The 14208-nt window shown below is 34.5% G+C and carries 7 protein-coding genes; 4 read left to right on the forward strand and 3 right to left on the reverse strand.

What is annotated here, in order from left to right; translation table 11 throughout:
* Nucleotides 1–72: 72 nt before the first annotated feature.
* From ABDW27_RS03795 to ABDW27_RS03805, 3 genes are read right to left on the reverse strand one after another with little or no spacing between them, the layout of a single operon-like run.
* On the reverse strand, nucleotides 73–1089 hold the full coding sequence (locus ABDW27_RS03795; RefSeq protein WP_144219275.1) for an alcohol dehydrogenase catalytic domain-containing protein: 1017 nt from the start codon (nucleotides 1087–1089) through the stop codon (nucleotides 73–75).
* A 24-nt stretch (nucleotides 1090–1113) separates the two neighbouring features.
* The gene (locus ABDW27_RS03800; protein WP_223704647.1) at nucleotides 1114–2364 is read right to left on the reverse strand and encodes a glycosyl hydrolase; all 1251 of its coding nucleotides are present in this window, start codon (nucleotides 2362–2364) and stop codon (nucleotides 1114–1116) included.
* 23 nt (nucleotides 2365–2387) lie between these two features.
* Nucleotides 2388–4931, reverse strand: a complete 2544-nt coding sequence (locus ABDW27_RS03805; protein ID WP_223704646.1) for a sugar-binding domain-containing protein — start codon at nucleotides 4929–4931, stop codon at nucleotides 2388–2390.
* 492 nt (nucleotides 4932–5423) lie between these two features.
* On the opposite strand from ABDW27_RS03805, the gene ABDW27_RS03810 reads away from it, so the two are divergent.
* From ABDW27_RS03810 to ABDW27_RS03825, 4 genes are all read left to right on the forward strand, one after another.
* The gene (locus ABDW27_RS03810) at nucleotides 5424–7106 is read left to right on the forward strand and encodes a tetratricopeptide repeat protein (RefSeq protein WP_144219274.1); all 1683 of its coding nucleotides are present in this window, start codon (nucleotides 5424–5426) and stop codon (nucleotides 7104–7106) included.
* A gap of 586 nt (nucleotides 7107–7692) precedes the next feature.
* Nucleotides 7693–10782: a TonB-dependent receptor gene (locus ABDW27_RS03815; protein WP_144219273.1), complete on the forward strand. Its 3090-nt coding sequence runs from the start codon at nucleotides 7693–7695 to the stop codon at nucleotides 10780–10782.
* Between the two features lie 20 nt (nucleotides 10783–10802).
* Nucleotides 10803–12533, forward strand: coding sequence for a RagB/SusD family nutrient uptake outer membrane protein (locus ABDW27_RS03820; protein ID WP_276174777.1), 1731 nt, complete (start codon nucleotides 10803–10805; stop codon nucleotides 12531–12533).
* Between the two features lie 19 nt (nucleotides 12534–12552).
* Nucleotides 12553–14133: a hypothetical protein gene (locus ABDW27_RS03825; protein WP_276174778.1), complete on the forward strand. Its 1581-nt coding sequence runs from the start codon at nucleotides 12553–12555 to the stop codon at nucleotides 14131–14133.
* Nucleotides 14134–14208: the final 75 nt, after the last annotated feature.

Raw genomic sequence — 14208 nt, forward strand, 5'->3', positions numbered from 1 at the left:
GATACATTTCTTGCTCCTTTTCACTCCACAAAAAACACTCGAACAGACGTTTTTAATAATTACACTAACGGATTACAATTGGCAGTCCATCAATACTTTTAATCCTTCTGGATTTTTGTCGATGTTTTCAAAAACCTGTTGAATATTACTTAACGGTTGTACATCGGTAATCATTTGTTCAAAAGGCAATTCGTTGGCAGTGATCAATTCAATTGACTTTTCATAATCTTCTTTCTCGTAAACACGCGCTCCGATTAAGTTTAATTCTTTCCAGAAAAATTTAAACAAATCCACTTCTTTTTTAACCCCGTGTATAGCTACCATTACAATTCGCCCACGAATACCAGCTACCTCACACATGATATCTAAAGCGGGCTGTACACCAGCTACTTCAAATACAACATCAGCTCTGCGGTTTTCCGTTTTGCTCTTTACATATTCAACTAAATCGACCTCAATTGGACTTACAGCGTCAAAACCAAGTTCTTTTGCTTTTGCAATACGATTTGGATTTACTTCTGAAATAATAACCTGCGCCCCTACTTCTTTAGCTACCATGGCTACTAATAGTCCGATTGGGCCTCCTCCTAAAACGACTGCTGTTTCTCCTCTTACCAATCCACTTCTGCGAACATCGTGTGTTGCTACAGAAAGCGGTTCAATTAGTGCCGCTAATTTTAAATCTGTAGAAGCTTTTAATTTATGAAGGACGAAAGTGGGCACATTCCAATATTGTTGCATCGCACCTTCACTATCAATTCCGATAAACTTCAACTCTTCACAAATGTGATTGAAACCTTTATCAGATGCTTTTACTTTTCTATCATCTAAAGGACGCACTACAATTTTGTCTCCCACCTCAAAATCCGTAACGCCTTCTCCAACTGCATCTACCACACCTGACATTTCATGCCCGATTGTTTCTGGAATACTTACGCGTTTGTCCATCATTCCGTGGTAAATGTGTACATCGGTTCCACATACTCCTACATAGGCAACTTTAATTCGTACTTCACCTTCAGCAGGTGCTACAATTTCTTTATCAATTACTGAAAAGGTTTTATTACCTTCATATCTAGTTGCTTTCAATTTATTTTTATTTTAATATTATTATTATTTATGCATGTTTTCAGCTTTCTCTTCTTTTCCTTTAACTGATTTTTCACCTGGAGCCACGTGAGTTGTTTTTCTTTCCGATGAGAAACGCATGATACTTTGATAATTCCAGTTGTTGTATTTATGAGTGAGTCCCCAACGCAAAGCTTCGGTTGGCTCTTTTTCATTATCGGCAGTTCTGTTTATACCAATGGCATGTGGAGCATCTTTTATAGAAGCTTTGATTTCAAAATTGATTCCGTCAGGTGACCACTGTATCGTGTTTTTTTCAGGTCCATCGGTCGTGATTAAGGAAGCAATTCCGCCATTATAAGGCCATACACAAATTTCGTGACCACTATTACTAATTGGGTTATAAGGTGATTTTACATAAGGGCCAAGAGGATTATCTGCTATAGCAACCCCATGACGAATTTGACGACCACCGAAAGTCATTTCTTCTCCCATTTGTTCCCCTTTGTAATACAAATAGAATTTTCCTTTATAAGGCAAAATACAAGGGTCGTGTGTTTTATGACTATCAAAATCCCCTTTTTTCTCTACCAGAAAACGGTTGTCTTCCGTACCTTTCCATATACCATTTTCAGCTGGGGCCAACACTGGAGCATCCAATTTTGTCCAAGGACCATCTGGCGAAGTTGACCAAGCCATACCTACTTTTTCTTTTACACGTACATTGTATATTCCTTCGACAGTTTGGTAGCATAAATAATATTTTCCATCCCATTTCATGATTTCAACAGTAAAAACCGAACGATCATCGTAAGAACCTTTTTTCCCTCTTGCCACTGCTATGCCTTCTTCTTTCCAAGTCCAACCATCTGTAGAAGTAGCGTACCAAATATCACATCGATCCCACGGAAATACTTTTTTATTTTCCATATCCCCACCAAAACCTTCAGTAGGTCCGGTGCTTTTAGAATACCACACATAATACTTGCCGTTTTCCTGGATAATTCCACTTGGATCACGACGCACTACTCCCTCTTCATAAGCCAAATCACCTTTTAAGGTTTGTGGTTCACCAAATTCAATAAACCATTCGTTTCCTAAAGATTGATCCCATTTTAAGGCTCTTTTAGTAGCCGCACTTAAATGATCAACATCTTTAATACCATATTTGTCTTGATATTTTATAGCCAATTCTCTAAGCTCTTTCTCCTCTTTTTTAGACTGAGCTGTAGCCGATGTAAATGCCAACCCTAAAGAGAGCATGCCCATCATTACTGTTCTTGTTGTAGTATTCATACGTATCGTTTTTTTTAATTAGTTTATTTTTGAGTAATTTTTATTGTATTGCTTTCTAGATTGCTTGTTTTAGCTTTTATACTAATGTTTGAAGATTGGTCTTTTTTGGATTGTATAATAAATAGGCATCTTCCTTGACTCAAGACAATTTTATTAGACTGAAAATCCTGTACATTACCCACAGCTCCATTATCAATCCCTAGAACTTTAGCTTTTCCTTCAACCGTAAAGCTAATCTCAGGATTAAAAGTTTTTATTGGATTACCATCAGCATCAACAACTTGAGCTACAATGTGAGCCACTTGATAACCGTCTGCATTTATCAATGTTCTATCCGTTGTCAACTTAATAGCATGGGGTTTTGAAGGCGTTATTAATTTCGTTTGAACAGTTTTTCCTTTATGAGTGCCTTTAGCGTAAAGTGTACCTTTCTGATACGGAACAGACCACTTGTAAATATGATCTTCAAAATCTGCCAATTTTTTCTTCCCAAGAGACACTTCATTCAAAAACAATTCTACTTCATCACAATTGGAATAAATTTCTACTATTGTTCTAGTACCGTTTGCATACTCCCAATGTTCATTTACATCTTGCCAAACCCATAGCGCTGTTTCCCAGGCACCTTTTTTCTTTTCAACAGGCTGCCCTGTTTTTTCATCAACTTTATAATTTGATTTTTCTTCTGTTTGGGTAGCAATGTATAATTCAGGTGCATCATTCCATAGCGACTTCATCATGTGGTAAGAAGGCTTTTCAAATCCCGCAAAATCAAGCATACCGCTGTCAGTTCCTTTTTTTGGCCATCTTTTGTTAGATTCTCCCAAATAGTCAATTCCAGTCCATAAAAAAGTTCCAGATACAAACGGACGATCCAATATGGCTTTCCATTCATGCCATTGTACCAAATTCTCAGTACCCATTATAATTTTATTTGGATAGTTTTTATGTCCGTAGTCATACATTACGCGACGGTAACTGTAGCCCAAAATATCTACTGCATCTCCAAAACCGTTTATATGACTAACCGATGGCAATATGGAATTTGCAATAACATATCGGGTTGTATCCATTTCTCTCGTCCATTTTGCCAATTTATGAGCTGTTTCACCAATATTGTATTTTTCTTTTGGACTGGTTTCATACCTTCTCTTAATTTCTTCTGGACCAATAGGTGGAATAGACCAGAAATAATTACCATCCCAATTCATATTAAAGAAACCCGTTGCATCAACTGATCTTTGATATGTCCACTCTATTTCGTTACCAATGCTCCACTGAAAAATTGAAGCATGATTTCGGTCGCGTAACATCGTGTTTTTTAAATCACGTTCTGCCCAGTCCTGAAAATGTTCGCCATAACCACGTGTAATGTAATCTACCGACTTCTCTTTCATATTCAAGCGTTTGTCTTTTGGATTATCCCATTCGTCAAAAAACTCATCTTGAACCAGAAATCCCATCTCGTCACACAAATCGATAAATTCTGCCGATCCTGGATTATGAGAAATACGAATCGCGTTTACTCCTGCTTCTTTCAACTTCACAAAACGTCTTCTCCAAACATCCTTAGGCACAGCAGCACCAACCAATCCTCCATCATGATGCAAACACACTCCTTTTATTTTCATGTTTTTGCCATTCAAATAAAAACCAGTGTTAACATCAAACTTTATAGTACGCACACCAAAAGTCGTAATCGTTTCATCAACCGATCGTCCATTTTGTCGAATCGTGATTTTTGCATGATAAAGGTTGGGAGAATTCACATCCCATAAAGCAGGATTTGCAATAGTTGTTCTTAGCGCTAGTTCTTTTTCTTTTCCTGCATTCAAGCTAAGTTTCGTCGTTTCTTCTGCTACCTTCTTATTAGTAGCGTCTAGAATTTCGGCAACTACTTCAAAATCCTGAGTCGTATCAAAAGCATTCTTTACTTTAACTTCTACATTTACTTCACTTTTTTCTTTTGTAACTGCAGGAGTTGTGATATAAGTACCCCAAATAGGAACGTGCAATTTGTTTTTGGCAATTAATTTTACATTTCTATAAATTCCCGAACCTGTATACCAGCGGCTGTCAGCGTATCTTGAATGATCTACCTTTACTTTCACCGTATTTTTATTATCACCTATATAAGGAGTGATGTCATAATAAAATGGAGAATATCCATAAGGATGCTCACCCAGCTTTTGATCATTTAACCAAACTTCGCTGTTATTATAAATTCCATCAAAAAGAATATAATGTAAGGTATTGGATTCTTTACCTAGTGAAAAATCTTTTTCATACAAACCAATTCCACCTACTTTATATCCAGTAGCTCCTTCTCCTTTAATAGAGTCAAAACTAAAAGTGGCACTCCAATCATGCGGTAAATTAATTTCTTCCCAGTTATTCACACCCGCCTGTTCTGCTCTTTCCAATTTAAACCTCCAGTCAAAATTAAAATCAGAACTAGTCCCGTCTGTTTTTGAAGCTGTACAACCATATAAAGCCATACACAATATACTTCCGTAAGAAATCTTTTTCAGTACATTATACCTCTTCTTTTTTAAATTCTTTTTCACTCTATGTTTTTTTAATTAACTATAAAGAGATTGTTTCTCTTTTAACTATTTGTGTTTTTTTATTGAGTTTCATTATTCTTTTATTCTGAACATGACAGAATAATCAAATAGACAATCCAAATAAAAAATTAAGTATCGGATTACATTAAGCAACAATGATCGTTAGTATATTTATTTCACAAATTCATTTCGCAACAAATTTGTCTTTTAATATAAAATTATATATATCATAATTTAAATAGATTTAAATAGCACAATACATATAAAAACCTTTTATTTTTTATGAATAAACAGCATTAGCAAATATGGTGATAATAAGAGATATAGTAACATATAAGCAACTAGACATAAACTGAACATTGCTAAAATCGAGAGGTATTGCACACAAAATAAACTAGACAATTTTTATATTGCACTTGTTATTAAGTACAATACTATAAGCAAACCCCATTAACTTACATTTTTTTCATATAAATTTAATCATCAAGATTTATGAAATTCCTATTTAACCGACAAGCACCCGTAAAAAGAAAAAAACCAAAGAAATTTGAATTCATTCATTCTTTGAATTTAAAAAAGTATTTTACTCTACTTATTGTACTCTTTTTTTCATTTTCGACAACCGCCCAGAAAACATATAAAGAAAATGAGTACCTCCGAAAAGCCAAAGCCATAAAATATATTGACTCGAAAAAAGCCATTTATTATTACAAAAAAAGTATTGAAAAATATAAGATAGAAAAAGACACTTTCAACTTAATACACAGCATAAGCGAACTTGCCGATTTATACGGACATAGTGTCGATTATGGAAATTCCTACGATTTGTACTGGAAAGCATTATTACTTGCTGACCAATCTAAAGACGATTTCTCCAAAGCCACTATATACCATGCTTTGGGCTGGCTTTATAGTTTTTACCAACGGGATGATGAAGCCTTAAAATATTTTACCCTTTCTCATAAATTAAAAGAAAAACTCGTTGCTGCAAATGAAATGGATAACGGATACATTGTGAGCGATTATTTTGCATTAGTAAATTTTTATCGTGTAAATGGGAATTACAAAATGGCCAAAATTTACCTTGATAGCTGCTATATCTCCAAACAAAAAACAAAAAACAAAGCCAACAATGGCTATATCGAGGCCGAAGCTGGTTTTCTTGCCGCTACTGATAAAAAGTTTGATGCCGCTATTTCAAAATTACTAGAGGCAAAAAATTATTTTGAAAAAAACGACAAATCCTACCTTATTATTATCAATTCTTTATTAGGAAATGTATATAAAATGAAAGGAGATTATACTCAGAGCGAAATTTATTTAGAAAAATCATTAGCCTTATCCAAAATATACAAAAGCCATGCGAATTATAAATTAATGGATCATACTGCTCTGGCCACAGTTTACTCTAAAAGCAACAAGTACAAACTTGCTTATTTTCATGCAAATGAAGCTATGACATTGAATAATAAAATATTTGGCCGAAAAAGCAAGAACAATCAGCACTTATTTGAAATAAATGACAAATACCGCATTCAAAAGCAAAAGGAAAAAGAACTATTAAAAGAACAGCATATAAAAGAACTGGAAAGCGAAGAAAATATTTGGTTTCTCAAATCGACAATCATGATAATTGTAATTCTATTTTTAATAATCTACGGGCATCAGCTGTTTAAAAACATTCGCAGAAAGCATCTTGCCGAAAAAGAATTATTAGCAAAAAAACAGGAGTTAGAGCTGATAAAAAATAGTGAGATTTTAGAATTAAAAAATAAGGAACTCACGTCATCTGCCTTACAGCTAATTGAAAAAGAGGAATTTATAGAAAAACTAAAGAAAAGCATTACCGAAAACAAAGAGAATATTGACAGCACCTCTATAAACAATATGCTAAAAACTATTCAAGGTTCTTCTGCAAGTAACTGGAAAGAATTCGAAGCCCGATTTACTGCCGTGAACCAAAGTTTTTATAAAAACCTTAAAGAGAAATATCCAGATCTGGGGCAAACTGATCTCAAAATATGTGCTTTGGTAAAGCTTAATTTTTCCAGCAAGGATATGTCCTCTCTATTAGGTATCTCTTTCGAAAGCGTACACACCTCAAGATACCGTTTACGCAAAAAGTTTAAGCTGGATAGAAATGAAAATTTAGCCGATTTTATTGCTTCACTTTAATCCATACTACACAATAGGAGACAAATAATCCAAATTAAACTGATATATACTGTCTTTTTACCTTTTAGCAATTAAAATCTTTTTAATGTGCGTCAACTATATGAGGAAATAATCTAACGCAGAATCTTGGCATAAAAATAAAATCCAAAATCAACTGCAAAACGCATATAAACTTAATACTAATAACTATAAAACAACCTCAATTCTGAAAATTAACCTGAATTCATCAAAGATTTATATAAAAACCAAATTTAATTTTACGAGTTTATTTTTAGTTATTCTTTAACTGAAAAAATCCAGACAAAATAGTACTATATAAGCAGTATTTTATCAAAAATTGAGTTTTGTCAAGATATAGTTGTGTCTAGTTTAGTTAGTTCAGTTGTTAAACGCCTTATTTTACTAAAAAAAATGCATGTCTGTTCAGTTTATATCTAGTTTAAAAAAAACCATTGATAATGTCATTTAAGTAATTTAGCAATCGATAAAATACGAAATCAATAAAAAATCCGGACTAAAATTTCATTATCAAAAAAAAAAAAAAAAAAAAAAACTAACCGTCAATTAATTTAACTACCAAAACTTTATGAAAAAAGAGTATAACTTTTGGAAAAAGACATTCCTTATAATGTTTTTTCTCTTGTTTCTTTGTGCATTCGATGTGAGTGCACAAAACAAACTTACTGGAAAAGTAAAAGATGAAAGTGGGCTACCAATACCAGGGGTAACAATTAAAATCCAGGGATCTACAACTAGTACCTCTACAGATATGGATGGAAGCTATGAAATGGAGGTGAGTGAAAAACAAACCTTAGTTTTCTCATTTATGGGATACAGAACACTCACAAGAACTGTTGGCACTACTAAAAAGTTAGACATTCAGATGCAGCCTGATACGCAAATTTTAAATGAAGTTGTGGTCGTAGGTTATGGAACTCAAAAGAAAAAAGAGGTTACAGGTGCTGTTGCTACCGTAAAGGCAGACCTTATTGCGAAAGCTCCAGTAGCAGATGTTGGAGAATCATTACAAGGCCAAATTGCTGGGGTTAACGTTCAGGCTGCTAGTGGGCGTCCTGGTGAAGCAACTAATATCCAAATTAGAGGAGTTGGTTCATTGACAGGTTCATTAGAACCATTGTATGTAGTGGATGGAATTCCTTATCAAAGCAACCCAAATATCTCACCTGATCAAATTGAATCATTAGACGTATTAAAAGATGGTGCTGCTGCCTCCGTTTATGGTACTAGAGCCTCAAATGGTGTTATCTTGATTACTACTAAAAGAGGTAAAAAGGGAAAAATTAGTATAGATTTCAATGCTTATTCGGGTATCCAAAATATTACTTCAGGTACACCTTTAATGAATACTCAGCAGCAATTGTTTGAGGATTATACAACAAAGGCAATGTTGTCTAGCCAGTTACCAACTTTTTTTATTACAACACCAGAACTTTTAGACTATGATAGTGACTACGTTGGCGACGTACAAAACAACAATGCTTTAATTACTAATTACGGACTAGGTGTTTCTGGTGGAACACAGGATTTAACATTGAATTTTAATTCAAATTATTATAACCAAGAAGGAGTTTTAATTAACTCTGATTTTGATAGATTAAGTAACCGCATTAATGGTCAATTTACAAAAGGTAAATTCAAAGCGTTTGTAAGTATGGGGATGACTGTAGAAAATAGAACGCAAGAACCATGGTCTTTATATGAATATGCTATTGGACAAAGACCATGGCAAATTCCATTAAGCGATGTACAGGGATCCGGGTCTAGTGTTGATTATCCTGTAGAAAATGCTATTTATTATGGCTATTTGGCAAGAGAATTACAAAATGTTGACAAAAGAAAAGTTACATCAAGCAATATTGCCGTTAATTTACAATATGAAATAGTAAAAAACTTAACCTATAAATTAAATATAGGTAAAAGTAATTGGGATTATAGAAGGTCTTTTTTCCGTCCACAAGTATTGGTATATGGTCTTGATGGCTCATATAATGCAACTGCCTCAAGAGCGGATGCATTATTGAACGAAGATTACACTTTTACAGACAGATCTACTATAGAAAACATCCTGGATTATAAATTAAATTTAGGTAAACATTCTTTGAACTTTACTGGAGTAGCCTCACGCGAAGAATACAATTCGAAACAAGTTGGTGTAGGTGTAATTGGTTTATTAAGCAATGAAACGCCTTCTTTAGGTTCAGGTCAGGCAGGAACAAAACCAACAAGTTATGATTACACAAATAGCATTAGTGGTTTATTAGGTAGAGTACAATATAACTACAATGATCGTTATTTAATATCAGCTAGTATTAGACGAGATGGTTCCTCAAACTTTGGACCTGATAACAGGTACGGTACTTTCCCGGGTGTTTCTGCTGGTTGGAATATATCTGAAGAAAAATTTTTCAAGGATGGTGCTATCAACAAAGTAGTAAACAGCTTAAAATTAAGGGCAAGTTATGCTCAGTTAGGTAACCAAAGTATCCCTCCATATACGTATGCGGGTCAAATTGAGTCAGGTGTAAATTACTTATTTGGTTCAGATCAGTCATTAGCAAATGGAGCTATACAAAGACGTTTCTCTAATCCAGATGTAAAATGGGAAACAAGTATTTCAAATAATATTGGATTGGATTTAGCTATGTTTCAAAACAAGTTAACTTTTACTGCTGATATCTACAAGAATGACAAAAAAGATATGTTATTGCCTCAGCAAACTCCTGCGTCTGGTGGTACGTACAATCCCAACGCAGTCGATGTGTATAGCCCAATCATTGTCAATGCTGGAAATATGACTAACAAAGGTATTGAGCTAGCAATGAGCTATAAAAACCAAATGGGAAATGGTCTCAAATATAATATTTCTGGAACTTTTACTAAAAACGTAAATGAAATAACTAACCTTGATGGCATTGAAAGAGGTTATGGTAACGGACGTCCTACCAATTCATTAGGGAATGCTGTAGATTTTACTACATTCTTTGCAGTAGGTCATGAAGCTGGCGCTTACTTTTTACTAGAAAATGCAGGTGTTATAAAAGACGACGCAACTTTACTTGAGTACAAAAAAATAGAACCAAGTGCAATTTTGGGTGATATGCGCTACATTGATCAAAATGGTGACAATAAAATCACTGACGATGACCGTGTATATGCGGGTTCTGGTCAGGCAAAATTTGAATCAGGGTTGAATTTAGATCTAACGTACAAAAGTTTCGATTTTGGAATTCAGACTTATTTTTCTTACGGAGCTAAATTATTCAATGGTTCAAGATATTTTGCATACACACAAGGGAGACATTTAGACCAATATTCTATGTGGTCTCCTGAGAACCCTACTTCTGATGTGCCTTCAGACAGAGGAAATGCTTATCACAATAACGTTAGAGCAAGTTCTGATTATTGGTTAGAAGATGGTACCTACTTCAGAATTCGTAATTTAACTTTAGGTTATTCATTACCTGAATTGCTTATGACTCAGTACGGAATAAGTAAAATAAGATTGTATGTTACAGGTATGAACCCTTTCACTTTTACAAAATATACTGGTTACGATCCTGAAGTTGGTGGAAATGGAATCAGTACACGTGGTGTAGATAGCGGTAGTTATCCTGTTTCGAGAAGATTTGTGCTTGGTTTACAGGTTAAATTTTAACAACTTAAAATTAAATTAAAATGATACATAGAAAAATAAATATAAAAGTAAAACTAGCATCATTAGCGATATGCACTGTTTTACTTACTTCAGGTTGTAATGATGAGGATTTTTTGACTCAGGTAAATCCAAATACAATTACAAATCAAACTTTTTGGAAAACTACAAAAGATTTTCAGTCAGCCTTAACTACAGTTTATGGGGCTTTACAATTTCAATCAATAAGCGGTAATGGCCTAATTGAAGATGAAATTATGGCAGACTTAGGGGGTACTGAATCTTGGTACAGACCCTATGCTTACAGAAATTTCACTTTTAACGATGCCAGTGAAGCGGTCACTAACAAATGGGCAAATTTGTACACTGGAATATTTAGAGCCAATCAAGTAATAGAAAAAATTCAATCTGCTGACCCAAGTATTTTTGCTGCCGGTGAAAAAGAAAGTATTGAAGGCCAAGCCCGTACCTTAAGAGCTTTCTTCTATTTCTTAGTAGCTAATACTTATGGAGGAGCTGTTATTCATACAGAAGTTCCGCAAACAAAAGCAGATTTTAATGTAAAATTTAGCTCAATCGCAGAGGTTAATAGCCAAATTATCATTCCTGATTTGGAATTTGCTAAAGCCAATCTGCCAGAAACATGGTCTGGTAAAGACTTAGGTAGAGTTACTTGGGGTACCGCTACTTCTATACTTGGAAAAGTATATTTATTTGACAAACAATGGGGACCAGCTGCGACTGAATTTAAAAGTGTAATTGATTCAGGTGTTTATAGCCTGACTGCGAATATCATGGATAATTTTGATGAAGAGCACGAATTTAATAGTGAGTCAATTCTTGAAGTTGCCTATAGTGCAACTGAAAATCCAGGTGCTAACGGAAGTAATGTTGACGACACACCTTATGCAGCTGGAGCAGAAGCTTCAAATTTAGCTGTAGGGCTAGCGCAATTAAATTATGGTGGATTTAATACGATATTGCCTTCTTATTTCTTACACGAATTATACACTAATGATGCGGTAGATGTCACAAATCCAATAAACACTACTAATTTACAGTCTAAACGTCTTACTGCTACTATTGCCCCAAAAAATCTTGAAGGACAATATTATTTAAGAAATGTAGCTGAATTAAAAGGTTGGGGTTATGGTCAAAGTGCCTATGTTAAGAAATATACTAACTGGTATCATTTGGCTAACGAGGACGGAAACTCTAGAAGCGGAATTAACTGCAGGCAAATTAGATTGGCAGATATTTATTTAATGTATGCTGAAGCAGTTCTTAACAGCACTGGCGATGTAAATGAAGCTATTAAGTATATTGATTTTGTTAGAACTCGTGCGGGTGTAATTACATTAAAACAATATTTAGCAACAAATAGTAATACGTTTCCACAATTACATATAAGCAAAGAAGTACATGGTAATCAACCTTTAGTACCTCCTACAAAAGAAAATGTTTTAACACATATTCATAGAGTAGAAAGACCGCTTGAATTGGCTTTTGAAGGTCATAGATGGAAAGACTTAGTACGATGGGGAATTGCAAAATCTGTTTTCACTGAATTACTTGCAGATGAAAATTGGAGAGTGAAAAATTTTACAACTATAGCTAACAAAGCACCATTGTATATTATAGAAAGAATCAGGGATGATTTCAAGAATGCTGCTGTAACTTATACTCCAGCTAAAAATGATTATTTCCCTATACCATCGGTTGAGAGACAAACAAATAGTCAATTAAACAACTAATTTCAATACCACTTAAATTATGAAAACAAAACTTAAAATAGTAATTGCACTATTTCTTGTTGCAATAGGGTTATATTCATGTAGTGACATTTATGATTCTATCGATTTGAATGCGGCCAACAGCAGAATTATTGTTAGTTCACAAATGGACTATGGAAATAAAATTAGGGTAGGTAGCCACGAAACCTTTGGAGATATTTCAGCGGGGGTTGAGTCAAGACTTTGGACTTTTCCAGAAGGCGTTGTTGACATTGTAGATTCTGACAATGACGTTACTTCAACGGAACAGAATGTTAAAGCTATATTTAACGTTGTTGGAAAACATGAAGTAAAATTACATCAAGTTTTTAAAGGAGAAGCTTATACTACAGGAAGCACAAATCCTGTTGCCAAAGTATTAGATACTACGATAGTAGTAACCGTTTTAGCTCCAATAAGCATTGTTGTTAAAGCAAATTATTTAAATACAGACGGTACTTTAGGAGCAGAACTAAATGTAGTTAATGGTGCAAAAAATGAAGTACTAGCAGGAAGAACGATTAGATATACTTTGATTACTGAAGGGGAACCAGAAGCCTATCTTTGGACTATCGACGGAGGAGATCCTGCGACATCAACAACTGATACTAAAACAGTAGATGTAAGATATAAAAAACTAGGAACATTTGGATTTACTATCAAAGCCAATACCCCTCGCCCATTTGGTGAAGCAACAGTAATGCTTAAAGATTTTATCAACGTAATTCCATCGACTGACCCAGTTACCATGGATGACGCTCAAGTAATAGACGATCAAGGAAATATAGCTCTGAATTACAGTAGAGAAATGAATGCTGAAACATTAAAAGCATCTGATTTTTCTGTTACATTAAAAAACAAATCTGGTGCTACGCTACCTGTAACTATTTCTAGTGCGACAATAAGCCCAACTGAAGGTAATATTGTTCTTTTAAAATTAGCTGGGCAAACCTTGTACAACGACGACATTATTACTGTATCATACACAAAAGGATCGTTAACCACTGCAGATGCTGTTTTTGCTAGTTCATTTACAGATGTTGCTGTATCTTTCAAATCCGTTAATATTTTAGCTTCAACTACTTTTGATTATGGTTTTGAAACTTCAACTAGTGCTGACTGGGTATATCTTGGCTGGGGAGCTCCGTGGAACAAATTTACATCGGCGGTTACAAGTACAAAAGCACATGGCGGCAAAAAAAGCTTGTCCGTTCAAATAGATGCTCGTGGCGGTATGATTTTAGGTTATAATCATGGTGGCGATAAAGGAACTTTTAGACTTACTGCTGGCAAAACCTATTCTATGGGATCATGGGTTTATGTAGAAAGCTTAGGTGACAAAGCCTCTGTTCCTGATCTAAGATTATACTTTACTCCAAATACAGACTGGGGAATAGGTCCAAACCCTGGATTCTCAGCAGATTTTGCAGTTGGAAAATGGGTTTACAGTTCTGCACTAGTAAAAATCAATACAACTGCTGATTATAGTTTTATGCTTAGAAGTGACAACCAAGGTAACTCCTCTGCTTTAAAATTCTATATCGATGACATTACTGTTAGTGAAGCTAAATTAAGACCGTAACTAGTAATGATAATTTTAAACAAATAAGTGCAAGGGGCAGTAAATAATTTACCTATTTACTGCCCTTGCTTTCAA

Source organism: Flavobacterium sp. (assembly GCF_039595935.1).
Lineage (GTDB): Bacteria > Bacteroidota > Bacteroidia > Flavobacteriales > Flavobacteriaceae > Flavobacterium.